This is a genomic window from Vibrio sp. G-C-1, from assembly GCF_021728015.1.
In the GTDB taxonomy this organism is placed as follows: domain Bacteria; phylum Pseudomonadota; class Gammaproteobacteria; order Enterobacterales; family Vibrionaceae; genus Vibrio; species Vibrio splendidus.
This window is the reverse complement of sequence record NZ_JAKKCR010000010.1, coordinates 127580-146186: the sequence shown is the minus strand read 5'-3', so window position 1 is coordinate 146186 and position 18607 is coordinate 127580. Positions and strand designations below refer to the sequence as shown.

18 protein-coding genes are annotated in these 18607 nt (G+C 43.8%); 16 read left to right on the top strand and 2 right to left on the bottom strand.

What is annotated here, in order from left to right; genetic code table 11:
• Positions 1–8: 8 nt before the first annotated feature.
• Positions 9–1439, bottom strand: a complete 1431-nt coding sequence (nrfA, locus tag L3V36_RS15695; protein WP_181360346.1) for an ammonia-forming nitrite reductase cytochrome c552 subunit — start codon at positions 1437–1439, stop codon at positions 9–11.
• A gap of 481 nt (positions 1440–1920) precedes the next feature.
• Between nrfA and nrfB the strand changes: the two genes are divergently transcribed.
• From nrfB to L3V36_RS15620, 15 genes are all read left to right on the top strand, one after another.
• On the top strand, positions 1921–2505 hold the full coding sequence (nrfB, locus tag L3V36_RS15690) for a cytochrome c nitrite reductase pentaheme subunit (protein WP_004733372.1): 585 nt from the start codon (positions 1921–1923) through the stop codon (positions 2503–2505).
• 3 nt (positions 2506–2508) lie between these two features.
• Positions 2509–3195, top strand: coding sequence for a cytochrome c nitrite reductase Fe-S protein (nrfC, locus tag L3V36_RS15685; protein WP_004733373.1), 687 nt, complete (start codon positions 2509–2511; stop codon positions 3193–3195).
• A 2-nt stretch (positions 3196–3197) separates the two neighbouring features.
• Positions 3198–4172 carry a cytochrome c nitrite reductase subunit NrfD gene (nrfD, locus tag L3V36_RS15680; protein WP_029222016.1) on the top strand — a complete coding sequence of 325 codons (975 nt, stop codon included), beginning with the start codon at positions 3198–3200 and terminating at the stop codon, positions 4170–4172.
• Between the two features lie 128 nt (positions 4173–4300).
• A complete protein-coding gene (locus L3V36_RS15675; RefSeq protein ID WP_102447685.1) occupies positions 4301–6223 on the top strand; it encodes a heme lyase CcmF/NrfE family subunit in 1923 nt (640 codons plus the stop codon).
• On the top strand, positions 6204–6758 hold the full coding sequence (locus tag L3V36_RS15670) for a DsbE family thiol:disulfide interchange protein (RefSeq protein WP_004733376.1): 555 nt from the start codon (positions 6204–6206) through the stop codon (positions 6756–6758). The genes L3V36_RS15675 and L3V36_RS15670 overlap by 20 nt, the downstream gene beginning before the upstream one ends.
• A complete protein-coding gene (gene nrfF / locus L3V36_RS15665; RefSeq protein WP_102447686.1) occupies positions 6755–7195 on the top strand; it encodes a heme lyase NrfEFG subunit NrfF in 441 nt (146 codons plus the stop codon). The genes L3V36_RS15670 and nrfF overlap by 4 nt, the downstream gene beginning before the upstream one ends.
• 89 nt (positions 7196–7284) lie before the next feature.
• Positions 7285–7461 carry a hypothetical protein gene (locus L3V36_RS15660; RefSeq protein ID WP_017093829.1) on the top strand — a complete coding sequence of 59 codons (177 nt, stop codon included), beginning with the start codon at positions 7285–7287 and terminating at the stop codon, positions 7459–7461.
• A gap of 249 nt (positions 7462–7710) precedes the next feature.
• Complete coding sequence (gene ribA / locus L3V36_RS15655) at positions 7711–8307, top strand: GTP cyclohydrolase II (RefSeq protein ID WP_004733379.1); 597 nt, start codon at positions 7711–7713, stop codon at positions 8305–8307.
• A gap of 176 nt (positions 8308–8483) precedes the next feature.
• On the top strand, positions 8484–9743 hold the full coding sequence (locus tag L3V36_RS15650; protein ID WP_017066835.1) for an imelysin family protein: 1260 nt from the start codon (positions 8484–8486) through the stop codon (positions 9741–9743).
• A 110-nt stretch (positions 9744–9853) separates the two neighbouring features.
• On the top strand, positions 9854–11242 hold the full coding sequence (locus L3V36_RS15645; protein WP_208775177.1) for a di-heme oxidoredictase family protein: 1389 nt from the start codon (positions 9854–9856) through the stop codon (positions 11240–11242).
• Positions 11243–11400: 158 nt separating this feature from the next.
• Positions 11401–12462 (top strand): imelysin family protein, encoded by a 1062-nt coding sequence (locus L3V36_RS15640; protein WP_017093827.1) that lies wholly within the window; start codon positions 11401–11403, stop codon positions 12460–12462.
• Positions 12452–13540: a DUF1513 domain-containing protein gene (locus tag L3V36_RS15635; protein ID WP_029405781.1), complete on the top strand. Its 1089-nt coding sequence runs from the start codon at positions 12452–12454 to the stop codon at positions 13538–13540. The genes L3V36_RS15640 and L3V36_RS15635 overlap by 11 nt, the downstream gene beginning before the upstream one ends.
• 80 nt (positions 13541–13620) lie before the next feature.
• On the top strand, positions 13621–15159 hold the full coding sequence (locus L3V36_RS15630) for a L,D-transpeptidase family protein (RefSeq protein ID WP_208775179.1): 1539 nt from the start codon (positions 13621–13623) through the stop codon (positions 15157–15159).
• 199 nt (positions 15160–15358) lie between these two features.
• Positions 15359–15907, top strand: a complete 549-nt coding sequence (locus L3V36_RS15625; RefSeq protein ID WP_004733385.1) for a YcbK family protein — start codon at positions 15359–15361, stop codon at positions 15905–15907.
• Positions 15908–16006: 99 nt separating this feature from the next.
• A complete protein-coding gene (locus tag L3V36_RS15620; RefSeq protein ID WP_004733386.1) occupies positions 16007–16660 on the top strand; it encodes an MBL fold metallo-hydrolase in 654 nt (217 codons plus the stop codon).
• 103 nt (positions 16661–16763) lie between these two features.
• Here the strand turns inward: L3V36_RS15620 and L3V36_RS15615 are convergent, their stop codons facing one another.
• Positions 16764–17579, bottom strand: a complete 816-nt coding sequence (locus tag L3V36_RS15615) for a DUF2982 domain-containing protein (protein ID WP_208775181.1) — start codon at positions 17577–17579, stop codon at positions 16764–16766.
• 220 nt (positions 17580–17799) lie between these two features.
• On the opposite strand from L3V36_RS15615, the gene L3V36_RS15610 reads away from it, so the two are divergent.
• Positions 17800–18192: a hypothetical protein gene (locus L3V36_RS15610; RefSeq protein ID WP_004733388.1), complete on the top strand. Its 393-nt coding sequence runs from the start codon at positions 17800–17802 to the stop codon at positions 18190–18192.
• The last annotated feature ends 415 nt before the right edge of the window (positions 18193–18607 follow it).

The window sequence follows — 18607 nt, the reverse complement described above, 5'->3', positions numbered from 1 at the left end:
TGAAGAAACTAGTATTCGTAGTTGGCTTCACGCTTTTCAGCTTGCTCTTCCCATTTAGGAACAACCGTGTCTAAGAAGTGTTGTTTCTCAGCGTTCATCTTATCCATGTCCATTCCAAGCGCTTTTTGAGCCGCTTCTTTTGTCGAGATATCTGGAATTTCGATTGGATCGGTGATGCCTTTCTTCGCCAGTAGACGAACAATCTTAGTTCGAGCATCCGCTGCGCGGTCAACGGCAGTACCTAGCACTTCTAGAGCGATTTCAGGTGCATGCATATGAATGCCGTGAGACGCAATAGCGTAGTCCCAACGCCATTGAGCGTGACGGATATCGAGTAGGATAGGTTCCATCTCTTGTTCAGTTGCACCTGCATCCCATGCCGCACCTGCTTCAAAGTGAGCAGCAACGATTTGTTTCTCTGCTGTCAGCTTCATGTTCAGTACTTGCGCTTTGCGGCTTGAAACGATGTTACGCATGGTTTCTTTCGATTGAGTGTGACAGTTTGCACACGTATCTTCGAAGCGGTCGAATGGGTTACCCACTTTATGGTCGGTATAAACAGTGCCATCTTCTTTGGTCACTTTCGGCATATGACAGTCAGCACAAACGACTTTGTTCTTGCCGTGGATGCCTTCGCGCCATGTTTCAAAACCTGGGTGCTGTGCTTTCAACATGGGTGCTTTCGATACTTTATGCGTCCAATCTTTAAAGTTGATTGCATCATAGTAGCGTTCCATGTCACCAACGGTTGTACCTTGGTCCCAAGGGAATTTCACACCTTTGGTTGGCCCTGTGAAGTAGTATTCCACGTGGCACTGAGCACAAACAGACGCTTGTTGGTCTAAGCGGCTTTGTTCATCAAACTTTTTACCAATCGTTTCAAATGCACGTTCAACGTAAGGACGAGTCACCTTAAGTGCTGGTTCACCATTTTTAAAGCCTTCGCTTTTGGTATCGTGACAGTCTGAACAGCCAATAGGGTTAATGATCTCGTTGCCAAGACGCGCCCACTTACCTTCGAAGTAACCATCTTCGCCACGTTCTTCAATAACACGTGCTACGTCTGGGCTCTTACAGCTCCAACATGCCATTGGCATTGGGCCAGAGCTTTCGTCCGTTGGGCCGCCAGTACGAAGTGTTTGTCTTACATCGTCAATGGCATAAAAGTGGCCGCGTGCTTTGTTGTAATCTTTTGCGAAGCCGTAGCCAGCCCACATGATGACCATGTTTGGATCTTCTTTTAGTGCGTCTTCAATAACTTCGCTTTCTGAAGTCTGTCTCCATGAATGATATTGATCGGGGTGGTTTTGCTCGAACTGGTCGTTACGAGGGTCGCCAATTTCTTTTTGTTCAGACGCAGCAAAACTGGTCGCGCTTGCTAGTGATGCGCTAACCATTAATAGTGCTGTGACCGAATTACGTATCCAATGCTTTTTCACAGTGATATCTCCAATATACTGACTCTTATACCAAGCGTTGTGAGTTTGCTATTCAAATTAAGAACTGGAGAATTCCTGTTTATATTAATTCATAAACAAACACATTTTGTTACGTGTTGGATATAGCTTGTCTTAGATCAATTAACGGTAGTGACTTCAATCACGTTGAAGTTTATATACCCCTAAAGAGGTATTGGTGGATAGTGGTATTAAAATTCAATTGAGAATTATTATCATATATAACAATCAATTACCTAGATTGACCATGATATAAATAGGGTGATTGCGTTCACAGATTAACCCATCCAAATTTCGTATTACCTAATTAGAGGTATATTCTAACTATAGAAAGCGTTGTGGCTTATCCAAAATAAGAATTGATATCATTTAAGCGGTAATAATATCGTTTAAGGGTACTTTTGTTTAACCGGAATATTATTTAGTTGAGAGTTAAATAATGCCGGTATAAGGAAAGGATAAAATGGGCAATATTAAATTGGCCATAGTCATAATGCTTAAATCCCTTCTAGCATTCTGCCTCTATGGTTATTCCATTCATGCTGTTGCTGAGCCTGCTGTTACGCCAGTAGGAGAATCAACAAGACATGAAGTCGAATTAATCCGCGACAAAGACTACAAGTGTGTTCAATGCCATAAAGATTCAAAAGAAACGGTATTGGGTTCACATGGTGAAAGTGCACACGCTTTGCTTGGCCGCGAAGTAAATTGTACCGACTGTCATAGTTCTATTAGCCCCGATCACCGTGAAGGTGCGCCTGAAGTGGTGAAGTATCGCGAGGCTCAATCACAACCGGGAACTGAAAAGGTTTTCCTAGACCCTAGCTTAATTTTAGATGCCAATAGCCAATGTATCGATTGTCACAAGCCTGATGATCTGCGTGAAGCGAGTTGGACTCACGATGTTCACGCGCAAAACTTAACGTGTTCAAACTGCCATGATGTTCATGCGACTGAAGCAAAGGTGTTGGGCTTAGATAAGAAGCAAACCATCAAGCTGTGTGTGGATTGCCACTCAGACTTCAACCAGAAGAAAGAAGAGGAGTAATCTATGAGCTGCTCAAGAAGAAACTTTTTAGCAGGCGCTGGTGCCGTTATTTTTACCACAGGTGTAGCGGGAACTGCGGCAGTAACAAGTCGCAAGACGCTAGCCAATGTTCAAGAAGATGGCACTAAACGTTATGGAATGATTCATGACGAAACCGCTTGTATTGGTTGTACCGCCTGTACCGAAGCATGTCGTGAAGTAAACAAAGTACCTGAAGGTGTATCGCGCTTAGAAATTATTAAGAGTGAGCCCCAAGGCGAATATCCCAATGTTGATTACCGTTTTACTCGTAACTCTTGCCAGCATTGTGATAACGCACCTTGTGTGATGGTTTGCCCAACAGGCGCGGCCTACAAAGATGAAAAAACCGGCATTGTCGACGTTCATCAAGAGAAGTGTGTCGGTTGTGGTTATTGTCTATTGGCTTGCCCATATCAAGTGCGCTTTTTCCATCCTGAGAACAAGTCCGCAGATAAATGTAACTTCTGCCGTGATACCAATCTTGCACAAGGGAAGTTGCCTGCTTGTGTCGAATCTTGCCCGACCAATGCGCTGGTCTTTGGCGATCTAAATGACCCTGAGAGTGAGATAAACCAGGTGCTTCAATCTGAGGTGGTTTACAGAGATAAAGCTTATCTAGGTACTCAGCCAAAACTCTATAAAGTGCCACACCAAAAAGGGGAGATTTGATTATGAGTGCATGGGACGCAGCTTTTCAGTCTGGTACGGTGGTATGGGACTGGATTATAGCAATCTATCTATTTCTTGCGGGGATGTCGGCGGGTGCCGTAATGATCTCCATTTACCTAAAACGTAAGGTCATTGAAGGCGATCCCGCTCATAATGGTGTGTTAAAGGCCACGGCTTTTCTTGCGCCATTTGGGATCATTTCAGGTCTGCTTATCTTGGTTTTCCACCTGACAAAACCGTTATCCTTTTGGAAGATCATGATCTTCTATAATCCAACGTCTGTGATGTCGATGGGTGTGATCTTATTTCAAGTATATATGGTGATCTTATTCCTTTGGATCGGCATTATATTTAGAGATCAAATAGTCGTGTTCTTGAATGATCAAGCATGGCTAAAAGGGCGACTTGATTTTGTCGGTAATTGGATTGGCAAATTAGAAGTGTTTGAGAATGCTCTGGAAATATTCTTAGCTGTTCTTGCTCTTATGCTTGCCGCTTATACCGGATTCTTGCTGTCAGCTTTAAATACTTTCCCACTATTGAATAACCCAGTACTGCCGATTTTGTTCTTGTTCTCGAGTTTATCTTCGGGTGCGGCGGCGTGTATTTTATTTGGTGTGCTGGTCTTTAAAGAATCACCTCATAGCCCGACTATTTCATGGATCCACGGATTTGAACGTCCAGTCGTGATGTTTGAGTTGTTTGTTCTAATTACTTTCTTTACTGGGTTGATCTTCGCTGGTGGTCAAAGTGAGCAAGCAGTATGGAATGCAATTGGCAGTGGCTTCTGGGCAAGTTGGTTCTGGTATGGCGTCATCGGTGTTGGGATGGTTTTACCGTTGTTGCTGAATGCCGTTACGCCGACTTCAATTCGCCATAGCTCGGTGTATATTTTCTCCGTGACTTCGCTAAGTCTAATGGGCGTATTAATGCTGCGAACTTTTGTCCTTTATGCAGGGCAGTTAACGATAGCTTAATTTTGCTCAAGTTTATTAGTGAGCAGATGTTGGATACTAAATATCTGCTTATTAATGAACATGCTTTAAATAAACATGAGATGCGTGTTCAGATCGGCTCTGCTCAAGCGGAGCCTTATTGAGGTGATATGGTCGGTTCTTTGGGGCTGTTTAGTTTAGTGTTGGTTGCTGTACTCAGTAGCATTATTGGTGTGCATTCGTTTTATCAAATGCTAAACAAACGGACGCAAAATATAGGTTTAATCCGCAGTTTCTCTCTTTCAAGTGCATTGTTTTCTCTCACTTCTGTCGCATTGCTTGGCTATGCCTTTGTCAGTGATGACTTCTCTATCCTCTATGTCGCTGAACATTCAAATACTCAATTACCCTCATTTTTTAAGCTTGCAGCCGTATGGGCAGGCCATGAAGGTTCCTTGTTGTTTTGGGTACTGACGATCAGCGTCTGGTCTGGCGTGATTGCCTTACAAAAACACTATTCGAATGAATACCAAAGCCGAGTGCTGTGGGTGATGAACCTACTGCTCGCGATATTTGCTTGGTTCACCTTATTCGCATCCAACCCATTTGAAATGAATTCGATCTTGCCGCTGGAAGGGCGTGACCTTAACCCAATGTTGCAAGATGTCGGCCTGATCTTTCACCCTCCATTACTTTACCTTGGCTATGTCGGCTTTTCTGTGGTGCTGGCATTTGCAGTTGCCGCTTTGCTGGTTGATTCTATTGAGTTTGATTGGGTTGCCCATTGTCGCAGTTGGTGTCTAGTCGCTTGGATCTTTTTAACTGCAGGGATCATTCTTGGCTCTTGGTGGGCATATTACGAATTAGGCTGGGGCGGCTGGTGGTTCTGGGATCCTGTTGAAAATGCCAGCTTGTTGCCGTGGCTTACTTCAACAGCTTTACTGCACAGCTTAGGCGTTGCTAAGGGCAAACAACAGCTTCTGAAGTGGTCACTCAGCCTTGCTTTCATTACGTTTTGTTTGAGTATCTTAGGCACCTTTATTGTTCGTTCTGGCGTATTAACGTCGGTGCATGCTTTTGCTGTTGACCCAACCAAAGGTATCGCACTGCTACTTATATTAGTGTTGGTACTTGTGAGCTCATTTTCTCTGCTTATCATCAGAGGAGAATCTTTTGAATCTAATCCGATTACCAGCTTCGTCAGCAAAAGCTTTTTGAGCTTAGTTGCGGTACTCATTTTTGTACTGGCGACCGCTGTTGTGGTGTTTGGTACGTTTTATCCAATGGTCTTTGAACTGCTTGGGTTGGGGAACATATCGGTAGGTGCGCCTTACTTTAATCTGTTGATTGCACCTTTGGCTTTGCTCGCACTTGGCGTGGTTGGCTTAGCCCCATTGTTGAGTGTTAAACCTCAAGCCACCAAAGGTGTTATTTCATTGTTAGCTTTGGTGTCGTTGGCATTGGGTTACGCTTGTTATTCTTGGCAAGTAGAACAGGTACAACTACAAGTGATGGCACTGCTGACTTGGGGCCTCGCATTCTGGGTGTTACTGACGCATATTTACGGCTTAGTGGTTACCCGAAGTTCTAAGTTCCAACGCAAAGTCTGGGTGATGACCTTTGCTCATGTCGGGGTTGCAGTACTCGCTGTAGGTGCTGCAATGAATAGCTATCACTCATTTGAGCGCAGCTATAAACTAAGCCCGGGCGCACAAGTAGAGTTCATGGATTGGACGCTTTCTCATCGTGATACTGAGCTTTATGTCGCCTCAAATTTTACCGCAGAGAAGGCGATACTAAACTTAGATGCCGACGATAAAAGCTTTACCATAGCGCCAGAAAGAAGACACTACCAAGTTCGAGTCATGAACATGAGTGAGCCTGCAATGAAGTGGTTCTGGCATGGCGATGTTTATATCACCATGGGCGAGAAAGTAGATTCCACCGCTTATGCATTTCGAGTGCAGTACAAGGCGTATGCACGCTGGATCTGGTTTGGTGGGTTGTTCTCCATTCTTGGCGCTTTACTCTCATTGACTCATCGTAAAAAGAAAACCGTTAAGGCGTCACAGTATGCATACCAGCGTTCGTAACAAGCTCATCACGTTAATTATCTTGGCATTAATGGTGGTGTTGGGTTTTGCCTTTGCGCTCAATAATAAGCAGCAATCGACGATTGTGTCGGAGCAAAAAAGGGCATTTCCAGAATTCATATCTACTGCGTTAGCGAATAGTGAAGGCATCAGTAGTAAACAGGAAATTACGTTGGCTGATGTCACTCAGCATCCTTATCAACTGGTTAATGTTTGGGCTTCGTGGTGCGGTATATGTAAAACTGAGCACGCTTTTTTGCTCAAACTTCATGATAAAGGTATTCCAATTGTTGGGCTCAATTATCGAGATAACTCCGGGGCAGCGATCAATGTGTTATCGAGCGATGGCAATCCGTACTCAACGGTGATCAGTGATCCTCAAGGTAAGCTAGCGTTAGAACTCGGCGTAATCGGTACTCCTGAAACGTATCTGGTCGACGCTGACGGCCAAATCATTAAGAAGTTACTGGGCGTGATCAACGAATCAGTGTGGCAAGAAGAACTTGCGATGTATTTTGATGGTGCGAATGGATGATGAAGCCTTTAATACAAGCACTCGTTGTGCTGTCTGCGCTTATGGTTATTAGTTTTCCGATTTTGGCAGAAGATCTGTTTACAGCCAGTAATAAGGACACGAGTATTCAAGTTGAACTGTTTGAGTTTGAAAACCCAGAACAACAGCAGCGCGCTATTACATTGGCAAAAACCCTACGTTGCCCGCAATGCCAGAATCAAAACCTGATTGAGTCGAACTCTCCGATTGCAAAAGACTTACGCCTCGTTGTATTCAATATGGTGAAAGCAGGGAAGAGTAATAATGAAATTACTCAATATATGACGGAAAGGTTCGGTGAATTTGTGCTCTATAAACCAGCAATGAGTGTTTCAAACTTATTACTTTGGCTACTTCCGAGCGTATTATTCCTCTTATTTATATATTTATCAGTAAAAAGTGTTAGAAAGAGCTCATAAAAATTGTGTATTACTGTTTACCAATTGACCTGTATTTTGTAACATTAAAGGATTATAAAGGCTAAGCACTGTTATATAAGGATGTATCTGTGGATAACGTAATCTCAAATTTAAAGAAAGAGTTCCATACTCATGTCCGATCTGACAAATGGGCAGAAAAATACAGTGCAAAGTCGAGCATTTCTACGCTTACTCAAGAAGAGTTAACCGAATTAGAGAACGCTTGGGTTCAGCTTGTCATCTGGAAGCAAACTCAAATAAGTTAATCGTTCTGTAAAAAATAGTAGCCTTAGCCGCAACTGATTAATTTATAACCCCATGTTGGTCATCCCAATGTGGGGTTTTTTGTTACCTGAAAAATTATTGTTATAATATAACAATTAGTGCATGGTCGACCTTGAAAAAAATTGTTAACAGCCTCATAGTGTCTATCATTAGATAGTTAGCTACAAAATATTGCCTAGACATATAATGTAGTGTTGTTAAATACATCGAATTTTCAAGTGAGTATAGCTATGGCGGAAGTGCGTGCCAGAATAGATTTCAAAGTAGGGGTAACAAGCAGTATTGATGCTGAACTTCTGTCTTTTCATGGATTGAAAACAGATAAAGAGCATGTTGCTGTGATATTTAAATCAGCAGACAAGACACAAGACATACCTCTTGTTCGTATGCACTCTGAGTGCCTGACTGGTGATGTTTTCCATTCCTCTCGCTGTGACTGTGGCGAGCAGCTAGACGAAACCATTAGAATTATGGGTGAGACGGGTGGAGTGATTCTTTACTTACGCCAAGAAGGTCGTGGTATTGGTTTATACAATAAAATCGATGCATACCGTCTGCAAAGTGAAGGTATGAACACTTACGAAGCCAATAACCATCTAGGTTTCGGTGATGATTTGCGTGATTTTACTGAAGCGGCAGAAATGCTTCGTGCTTTAGGAACCACAAAAATTCGCCTAGTCACTAACAACCCCAAGAAAATCAATGAGCTGAAATCTTTTGGTATTGAGATTGAAGAAGTGGTGAACACCTCTGCTCATGTTAAGTCGGGTAATGAAAGCTACCTGAAGGCAAAAGTCTCACACGGTAAGCATAATCTGGATATCTGATTAGCCTCTTTGTTGCGCTTAACATAAAAATGTTTAAAGACCTCACATATGTGAGGTTTTTTTGTATTTATCTTGCAATAAAATTGTAAGTTTGTATTATTCCAATCCGTAGTACAAATGATAATGGTTTGCACTATTACTACGAATAATAATTTAAAGCTCAACAAGGATGCTTCATGACTATTAAATCTTTAGTGACAAAAGCCGTAACTTCGTCACTCCTTTTTGCCTCTGCTTCTTCTTTCGCAGCAGTAACTCAAGATCAAGTTGTAGAACATTACGCAGATATTGCTCATGCCGTGTTTGCAGATTCAGTAATTACAGCAAAAGCGTTGAACTCTTCTATTGATACCTTCTTAGCTTCTCCTTCTGCTGGCAATTTCGAACAAGTAAAACAAGCTTGGCTTGAGTCTCGCGTACCTTACCAACAGTCAGAAGTATTCCGCTTTGGTAACGTTGTTGTTGACGATTGGGAAGGCCAATTGAACGCATGGCCACTTGATGAAGGCCTAATCGATTACGTTTCGACTGATTACCAATATGAGCTTGGTAACGAAGGCGCTAGCGCAAACATCGTTGCTAATAAAACTTTCCAAATTGGTCAGACAACGGTAGACGCAACCAACATTACTCCAGAACTAATTGCAGATCTCAACGAGATCGGTGGCTCTGAAGCAAACGTAGCGTCTGGCTACCACGCGATTGAATTCCTACTTTGGGGTCAAGATTTAAACGGCACAAACAGCGGTGCAGGTGAGCGTGCTTACACTGACTTCGTTGTTGGCGCTGAGTGTACTAATGGTAACTGTGACCGTCGTGGCGCATACTTAAAAGCATCAGCTGAACTTCTTATCCAAGATCTAGAATGGATGGAAAAACAGTGGGCTGAAGGCGAGAAAGGTAACTACCGTCAAGAGCTTCTTTCTGAATCTAGTGACAACGGCCTACGTAAAATGCTATTTGGCATGGGTTCACTGTCTCTAGGTGAACTAGCGGGTGAGCGTATGAAGGTTGCACTAGAAGCAAACTCTACTGAAGACGAGCACGATTGTTTCTCTGATAACACGCACAACTCTCACTACTACAACGAGCAAGGCATCTACAACGTTTACACGGGTCTATATAAGCGTGAAGACGGCACTCTGCTTTCAGGTCCAAGCCTGTTTGACCTAGTAGAGCAAAAAGATGAGCAAGCTGCGAAAGAGATCCAAAAGCAGTTTGACCTAGCACGTGCACAAGTTGGTCAACTAGTAACGTCTGCTGAGAAAAACAACCAACACTTTGATCAGCTAATTGCTGCTGACAACGCTGCGGGTAACGCACTAGTAAACAAAACGATTGTTGCGCTAGTGTCTCAAACGGCTGCGATTGAGCGTGCCGCTGGTGTTATTGGTATTGATAGCCTTAACCCAGACACGGCTGATCACGAGTTCTAAGAACCCGAGACGAAAACAATTAAGGGCTCTCATTGAGCCCTTAATTGTTTGTTATTCAAAAAAGTTACTCCCACATAAAAACTAAAATCAAAAACACCGCAAGGCAATGTATGAAGTCGTATCTATCAGCCTCACTATTAACCGCACTGTTTTTCTTATCGCCATTACATGCCCATGAAACTTACTCTGGTGGTAAAACGACTGTGAAGAAAGAGGGAGCGAATGCTTTTTCTCTTCCTGCAGCCAATCTACCAATGAGCAAACGCTTGGATTTCAGTGTTGGTAACAGTTTCTTCAGAAACCCTTGGGTACCTGCACCCTCATCAACCGATGCGCGTGATGGGTTAGGCCCACTATTCAACACCAACGGTTGTCAAAACTGCCATATTAAAGATGGTCGTGGTCATGCGCCTGAAAAAGGCGATGAGAACGCGGTTTCAATGTTAGTTCGCTTAAGTATTCCAGCCGAAACGCCAGAGCAGAGACAAGCCTTCATTCGTGATGGTGGTATTCCAGAACCGACTTACGGCGGCCAGTTACAAGATTTCGCGCTTCAAGGTGTGAAACCAGAGGGTAAAGTGAACATCAGCTACACAGATGTTCCCGTTGAATTCAAAGACGGCACAGTCGTGACTCTGCGTAAACCAACCCTAAAGATTACTGATCTTGCTTTTGGCGAGATGCACCCTAAAACAGAGTTTTCTGCGCGCGTTGCGCCGCCAATGATTGGCCTTGGTCTGCTGGAGAGCATTTCAAAAGAAACGATTCTTGGATTTGCTGATCAGCAATTGGCCGACAAGCAAGGTATTTCAGGTAAAGCTAACTATGTTCTCGATGTTCAAACCAACGAAATGGCTCTAGGTCGTTTTGGTTGGAAAGCTGGACAGCCAAACCTAATGCAGCAAAATGCGGCGGCGTTTAACGGTGATTTGGGCTTAACGAGTCGCTTATTCCCGAATGAAAACTGCACATCAGCGCAATCCACTTGTGATGATTTTCCAAATGGTGGCAAACCAGAAGTAAGCGACAACATCTTAGATTTTGTTGAGTTCTATTCGCAGCATCTAGCGGTACCTATTCGTCGTAATGTCAACAATCCAGTCGTTGTTCAGGGTAAAAAGCTGTTTAAAGACGCTGGTTGTCAAAGTTGTCACCAAGCTGAATTCCGCACGGCAGAGCGTGAAGGCTTACCGGCACTGTCTAAGCAGTTAATTAGCCCATATACCGATATGTTGCTGCACGATATGGGTGAAGGCTTAGCGGATAACCGTCCTGAGTATCTTGCGAATGGCCAAGAATGGCGCACAACACCTTTATGGGGATTAGGCTATACCAAAGAAGTGAATGGTCACACGTTCTTACTTCATGATGGTCGTGCGAGAAATGTTATGGAAGCTGTGCTTTGGCATGGCGGTGAAGCAGAAATGGCGAAACAAAACGTTTTAGCTCTTAGTAGCAGCGAGCGTGAAGCGTTATTGGCGTTCTTAAACTCGTTATAGGCTGAGTTGAATTCAGTTTAGTTAACGGCTAATGACTTAAGAAAGCCGCGATCAAACCACTTAGCACCGCTGAACTTGTAGGAATACGAGGCCAGCGGTCGTTTCGTATTTAATGAACTCATATAATTAAAAGAAAAATTAGGAAGTAAGGTAACAGCATGACACATAAATTTTTGTTAATGCCTTTGTCGGTATTAATCATGGCAGGCTGCCAATCATCGGGTGAGCAAGCCGCTTCATCTGAGGTTAACGGTGTGTCTTATCAAGCAGACACGACCGACCACATCAGTCGCAGTGTCTATCAACAAGAGTTTGATTCTGCAGTCCTATTCGCCAAGCAAGCCAACGAGCTAGAAGTCTTGATGCAGGGTTATTGCCAAACCAACAATGTAGAACTAGATGCGTTGAAAAATCAGTGGCAGCTCACCATGAACAGCTGGATGGCACTACAAGGCCAAGAAAGAGGCCCGACAGCAGCGCTTGAAGAGAGCTGGAATGTTCAATTCTGGCCAGACAAAAAGAACACGACGGGTCTAAAGATGCGTCAATTAACTCAGCAGAACAAAGCTTGGACTCAAGACGAAATCGCGCAGCAGAGTGTGACCGTTCAAGGGCTAGGTGCGTTGGAATGGTCGCTTTATGACGAGCAATCGCCACTGCTTCAAGACAAAGCGCTAGGTTGCCAATCATCACAAGCGATTACTGAAAACTTGGCGATTAAGTCATCTTCGATTGCACAGGCATGGCAGGTTAACCCTTGGTTAGCGCTAGACGAGACTCGCTGGGAGTCTGAATACATCGCTTTATTGACCAACCAACTTGATTACAGCATGAAAAAACTGAGTCGCCCGATGGCGAAAATTGGTCATCCGCGTCCTTACTTCTCAGAATCATGGCGTGCACAAACCTCGATGACTCAACTAAAAGCGAATGTAGTAGCACTTCAGAATTTGTACCTTGCCGATGGCAATGGCCTAGACGGCTTGTTGAGAGAGAAGGGCTTAAACGACCTAGCTGATCGCGTTGCTGACCAGTTCACATTGACGCTAGATACTTGGCCTACAGACTCAAGCTTGTTTGAGTTATTGCAGAGCAAAGAGGGCTATCGAGATGTGCTGACGCAATACAACAAACTAGAACGTTTGAAGTACCTCATTCATGAAGAAGTGGCGATAGAGCTTGGTGTCGTAATAGGATTTAATGCTACCGATGGTGACTGATACTACGCGAAGAACGCTACTCAAGGCTGCACTGGGTTGTGCAGCTGTTCCAATGCTTCCGTTTGGCTGCGCTAGTCGCTCTGGTGCTGTGAGCTCATCTAGTGAGCCTCAATTAATCGGTTGTGCGCTGAATGGGCGAGGCCAATATTCAGCGGTTGTGGCTGACGAATATGGAATGCCATTGAGTCAGCTGCCGATCCCAGATCGTGGTCATGGCGTCGCGATTTGCCCAACTTCATCACATGCGGTGGTGTTTGCTCGTCGCCCTGGTGACTATTTTATGGTGTTTGACTATAAAAACGGTCAGCAGATCAAAATGGTCGTGAAAGGTAAGAACCGTCACTTCTATGGCCATGGCGTTTACTCATTAGATGGCAAGTTACTATATGCCACTGAAGGGAAAACGGACAGCAGCCAAGGTGTGATTGGCGTTTACGATGTCGCGCAAGGCTATCGTAAGGTCGAAGAGTTCAGCGGTTTTGGTATTGGGCCTCATGAAGTGATCATCATGCCGGATGGTAATCTCGCGATCGGCGTTGGTGGCGTTCATACTGATGGTAGAACACCGAAAAACCTCGATTCGATGCAGCCGAGCTTGAGTTATGTTTCTCCTGAAGGTGTGTTACTTGATCAGGTTGAATTGTTGGATAAGAAGCTGAGCATTCGACACTTAGCCCATGATGGTGCTGAAACCGTGCTTTGTGGCCAGCAATATCGTGGTGAACCAGATGAGTATCCTTCGCTATTGGCGATGCATACTAAAGGCGGACAGTTTGAATCACTGAACGCAGAGCCAGAGCAATGGGCAAGGTTCAATCACTATATCGCCAGTATTGCGGCGTCAGATGATTGGATTATTGCGACTTCGCCAAGAGGCAACTGCTACGGTATTTGGTCTAAAGAAACCAAAGAATTAGTAGAACTCTCTGCGCTATCTGATGCTTCTGGTGCTGTGCTGCTTGATGGTGAGTTTCGATTAAGCTCTGGGGCGGGAAGTGTGGTAAGCCAGAGCAAGCCTTATGAGAAATCAACTCAGCAATCATCGGTCCAGTGGGATAACCATTGGAGTTCAATCTGATTTATAAAGCCTCTTAAAAATAACATGCTTACTCCGATTTCTTTGCCATACTTATGAGATGGTTGGTGATGGAGTTAAGCATGTTCGCAAAATACTTCTGTGGATTATTAGTTCTAGTTTCTGTGCACGCATGGAGCTATACGAGTTCTGACGAGAGTCGATTTATTCCGGCTGATTCAGAGCTCTCTTTTATGCTGATTTATCCAGAGCTTACCCAGAGTATTTATCAAGACTCTTCTCTGCCTATTCTTTGGGATTCACCTGAACTTGTTAAGGCGTTTGAATTTCAATTGTCGCTTCTCGAACAAGCTCAAATGGCACCACTCTTCGAGCGACAACTCAAGCAAATTCGTCACTATCAATCTCATGCTCAATGGCAAGAGTTGGACATATTACTCACCGATACCTTTATCTACTACCTGAGCTACGTTGAAAATGCGCCGCTTGCCGGTAAAGAGTGGTACTTCTCGGGCAAGCTGCATTCCAAATTACCAGCGCCTTCTCCGCATATTCTGATGAGATTAAAAAGCAGCGTTGCCAATGATTACTTATTGGAGATGGTGTTGTCTTACGCGCCGCCTGTTGGGGATTTTGACCAATTCAAAGCAACCTATTCGGTGTTAGAAACCGCCTCTGAACTTAATATTGAACGATATAGACAGAAAGGTTTGAAGCGCTTGGGTGACGAGCTTTCAGACAAAGCGGTTCTTGTTGAGCGTATTGCTTTGGTCGGTGTTGATACCTCGATGATCGCAGTCGATTTTCCCGAGTTCGATCGAGATCTGCAAACGGCGATTAAATCATTTCAGCGCATGCACGGCCTTACAGACGATGGGATCGTCGGGCCAGACACGATCAAATGGATCAACATGAGCTTTGATGATCGATTGACTTCATTGGCTCTGAATGCCGAACGTGTTCGTTTGTGGCCAAGAGACAGAGACTCTCTCATCGTCGTCAATGTCCCTAGTTTTGATATGAAGTATTGGGAAGGCGGCGAAGAGGTCTTTGAGTCCAAAGTCGTGGTGGGCAGAAAGTCGCGAAAAACACCACTTTTAGAGATAAACCTCGATTCGGTCATCCTAAACCCGACTTGGAATGTGCCATGGAAAATCATGGTCAAAGACATCTTGCCTAAGGTGAAAGCGGACGAAAGCTATCTAGATACACACAACTTCCAAGTGATTGATGGTTGGCGCACTATGGAGACGGTCGATACCACTGAGATCGATTGGCAGACCATCAATTTCAATTCTTTCCCATATCGCATGCGTCAGCAGGCAGGCTCGCGCAATGCATTAGGTTTGTATAAGTTCAACACACCTAACAAGCGAGCGATCTATCTGCACGATACGCCAAGTAAAGGTCTGTTTAATGACGACTTCCGTGCTTATAGCTCCGGCTGCATACGTGTTGAACATGCAGAGGAGTTGGCTGAGTTGTTGTTTGCTACCCAGGTAAGGAAAGTACCTAACCAAAGTGATGACCTTGCTCCTAATACTAAGGTACGACTCAAGAAGCGAATCCCCGTACATATCATTTATCAAACCGTATTGTTTGAAGAAGGGGGCATACAGTATCGTGGTGACATCTATCAATATGATAAAGAGGGTGGTTAATTATCAGTGAAGCCAATAAGGGTGATCTTGACCAAAAAATGACAACCAAGCTTCTATTGATAAAATTATAATGTGGATCAATAACTAACCGTGCAAAGGTTACAAATACTAACCTTTTGGGCGGTTTTTGTACGTTGACGCAGCAATTGCCATTATGTATCGTGCATTTTTCGTTCGATCTAATTGGTTTTTTTGCTGTATGTCTCAAAGTTTATTTTCACGCCGTCAGTTTCTGACTTACGCTGGTGGTACCGCTGTTGTCGCCTCAATTACTCCTTCTATCGCTTTTGCTTCATACCCTGATCAACCAAGAACGATTAGCATGAACAATCTTCACACTGGTGAACGATTAGAGACCTGTTATTTCGATGGCACTAACTATGTTGGTGACGAGATGGCACGCCTCAGCAAATTATGTCGCGATTTCCGCCGCAATGAAATTCACCCAATGGATAAGAACCTGTTTGATCAGATCACTCAGATTCAAAATGTCTTAGGTATTCAAAAAGAAGTTCAAATCATCTCTGGTTACCGTTCTCCTGCGACCAATGAAGCATTGCGCTCTAAGTCGAGTGGCGTAGCCAAGAAGAGCTACCACATGTTGGGTAAAGCGATTGATTTCCGTATTGATGGCGTCAACCTAAAAGAATTAAGAGACGTAGCCAAAAGCCTGAATGCGGGTGGTGTCGGTTATTATGCGCGTAGCAACTTTATCCATATTGATACTGGTCCTGTACGCAGTTGGTAGCGTTAAGCTGAATTTGCGAGCGAATGCTAGGGACTTGTCAAAGTAGACATCCAATGTCATAGTTTGCCCAAATTTCAGTTTGCCCTCTAAGGTTTGTATATGTCTCTTAAGTATCAAGTTGTTCCTGTTACCTCTTTCTCTCAAAACTGCTCAATTGTGTGGTGTGATGAGACAATGGAAGGCATCGTTGTCGATCCGGGTGGTGATGTTCAGCAACTGGCTGCTATCATCGAAGAGTTAGGTGTTAAAGTGGTGAACTTGGTATTGACTCATGGTCACCTAGATCATGTCGGCGGAACAGTACCCCTTGCTGAAATCTTGAACGTGAACATTGTTGGCCCACATAAGGCAGACAACTTTTGGCTTCAAGGTTTAGAGAATCAAAGTCAGATGTTTGGTTTCCCACTGTGCAAAGCTTTTGAACCAAACACATGGTTGGAAGAGGGTGACAAAGTCACTTTTGGTAACCAAGTGATTGATGTGATTCATACTCCGGGTCATACGCCGGGTCACGTTGTGCTATTTAGCGAGCAAGCTCGAATGGCGTTTGTTGGCGACGTTTTATTTAATGGTGCTATTGGTCGTACGGATTTCCCACAAGGCGATTTCAACACGCTGATTGCTTCTATCAAAACTAAGCTTTGGCCGTTAGGCAGTGACGTGACATTTGTTCCGGGCCATGGTCCTGAGTCTACATTTGGCCGAGAGCGCGCATCAAACCCATTCGTAGCGGATGAAATGCCTCTGTACTAGGTCTTTGATTTAATAGAAGAACGATTGAAAATGAAGCTTAGCTTTTCCTATGAAAGCTAAGCTTTTTTATTGCGTGCGAGTTTATTTTTAAACCTGTTTAATTTTAATCAGAAAGACGCTCGGCAGCCGCCAAGTAGCGTCGAGTAAGTCCAATAAACTCTTCTCCACTCATATTCAAATCTTGAGTTGATATGAAAATATCGTAACCGTGGAAACCCCTCTGATATTTCATCCTATTCGCTAGCATCGCCTGCAACCCGGAATAGTCTTTAATCACTGCGTTTTTTGCATTCGATTTATGGGATTTCGATTCATGGGATGAATCTGGGCTAGTCTGTGTTTGGCTATCGTTGAAGATAACCTCGTCAGTATTTTGTGACTCTTTATATCTGTTCAGTTCCACACAACCGCTCTCAGTGCAGCGCGCATGGTAATGCGATGAGTCGAGAACCATATCTTCAAAGTTTGACTCTTTACCCGCTTGCTTAGCGCCCAGATACAAAAGTGCTCGCTGGCTCAGCAATAACTCGCAAGTGATTTTAGGGCAAATTGAATCGAGGTAGGGCGAGTAATCTTTAACCTTGATACCAACCCAAGGAAGAGGTTGATGCCACCCATCTTGTTCGTAAGTACACAGGCCAATCTTTTCAATATTGCTCCACTTTAAAACCCACCCACCTTTATAAAAATGCTGCTGAAAATGAGTTGGTGTGAGCGTGAACATCACTCTGCTACGCAACATTAAATAATAGCCAGTTCCAAGTAGGGCAATAATACAAAATGCACCCACGATCAGTAACTTTGGATTGTCACTGTACAGAGCAACGATCAAGCAAACGAAGCCTAAAACAACGGGCAGAATACGGTACGAACGTGTGAACGAAGGCAAAGAGAAATTTGTAAGGTGACGAGTGTCCATAGGCAACACCAAGTTTTCATATTTTTGTCTGGATGGATAACCAGTGTATATGACCCTGAATTGATAAGTCGATGATTAAATAATAGACGCTAGTAGACAATATCGGTATTTTTCGTCGACTTTCGGCGCTTCACTCTACAAATAGCTCCTGTTTTTTGGTATAAATCGCGCTTCAAATTTTCACCACTGCGAAAAGAGCAGTGAACTGGAGAAATATTCAATGAGACTTGCTCATAAGCGTAAGGTGCAGGCTAAACTGCAGAAACGCACTAAAGCGGCTGTAGTTAAAGCAGTGGCAACGCCGAAAAAAGCGAAGCCTGTCGCAGAGAAAGTTGTAGCAGAAAAAACTGTAGCAGCAAAACCAGCGGTAGAGAAAGCAGTAGCAGCAACTAAAGAAGTTGCAGTAGCACTGACTCCTAAGCAACAACAAGTTCTAGACATCGTTGTTAGCAATGCTGAAGGCATTAACCCTAAAGGTATCGGCCTAGCAGCTGGTCAAGAAGACGCGAAAGCAGCTTCATGGGCAACAGGCGCATTGAAAAAACTTCTTGAAGAAAACCTAGTAGCGAAAGAGCAACTTGCAGGTAACAAGGTTATCTACAAAGCTATCTAATCCTGTGGGATTACATTCGCTTCGTTAAGTTTTTAAGCCTCGATTTTCGAGGTTTTTTTGTATCTGACGGATCATGTTAATCCCAAAACCAAAACCAAAACCAAAACCCTAAACCCTAAACCCAATCCCAATCCCAATCCCAAACTCAAACCCAACCCCCTAAACCCATACTTATATTCAAACCTAGCATTCAAACCTAGCCCCAGCAGCCTTATTTCCAATCGGCTGATCTCTTTCGTTATTCATCTGTCTGTCGCGTGTCCCATGTTTCGAATCAGTAAGCACCAAAGTAGGGCGTCTGATTCTCTGAAACCTTGATTCTCATGGATTGAATGCATTTAGGTGCGTATTTGATCTGTGGTGTGAATAGAGCCTCATCACGAAATGGCAATCAATTGTTAACGGTATTTAATTA

Coding starts and splice junctions, on each gene's coding strand:
- nrfB (WP_004733372.1), top strand. CDS start 1,921: ATGGGCAATATTAAATTGGCCATAGTCATAATGCTTAAATCCCTTCTA.
- nrfC (WP_004733373.1), top strand. CDS start 2,509: ATGAGCTGCTCAAGAAGAAACTTTTTAGCAGGCGCTGGTGCCGTTATT.
- nrfD (WP_029222016.1), top strand. CDS start 3,198: ATGAGTGCATGGGACGCAGCTTTTCAGTCTGGTACGGTGGTATGGGAC.
- L3V36_RS15675 (WP_102447685.1), top strand. CDS start 4,301: ATGGTCGGTTCTTTGGGGCTGTTTAGTTTAGTGTTGGTTGCTGTACTC.
- L3V36_RS15670 (WP_004733376.1), top strand. CDS start 6,204: ATGCATACCAGCGTTCGTAACAAGCTCATCACGTTAATTATCTTGGCA.
- nrfF (WP_102447686.1), top strand. CDS start 6,755: ATGATGAAGCCTTTAATACAAGCACTCGTTGTGCTGTCTGCGCTTATG.
- ribA (WP_004733379.1), top strand. CDS start 7,711: ATGGCGGAAGTGCGTGCCAGAATAGATTTCAAAGTAGGGGTAACAAGC.
- L3V36_RS15650 (WP_017066835.1), top strand. CDS start 8,484: ATGACTATTAAATCTTTAGTGACAAAAGCCGTAACTTCGTCACTCCTT.
- L3V36_RS15645 (WP_208775177.1), top strand. CDS start 9,854: ATGAAGTCGTATCTATCAGCCTCACTATTAACCGCACTGTTTTTCTTA.
- L3V36_RS15640 (WP_017093827.1), top strand. CDS start 11,401: ATGACACATAAATTTTTGTTAATGCCTTTGTCGGTATTAATCATGGCA.
- L3V36_RS15635 (WP_029405781.1), top strand. CDS start 12,452: ATGGTGACTGATACTACGCGAAGAACGCTACTCAAGGCTGCACTGGGT.
- L3V36_RS15630 (WP_208775179.1), top strand. CDS start 13,621: ATGTTCGCAAAATACTTCTGTGGATTATTAGTTCTAGTTTCTGTGCAC.
- L3V36_RS15625 (WP_004733385.1), top strand. CDS start 15,359: ATGTCTCAAAGTTTATTTTCACGCCGTCAGTTTCTGACTTACGCTGGT.
- L3V36_RS15620 (WP_004733386.1), top strand. CDS start 16,007: ATGTCTCTTAAGTATCAAGTTGTTCCTGTTACCTCTTTCTCTCAAAAC.
- L3V36_RS15615 (WP_208775181.1), bottom strand. CDS start 17,579: ATGGACACTCGTCACCTTACAAATTTCTCTTTGCCTTCGTTCACACGT.
- L3V36_RS15610 (WP_004733388.1), top strand. CDS start 17,800: ATGAGACTTGCTCATAAGCGTAAGGTGCAGGCTAAACTGCAGAAACGC.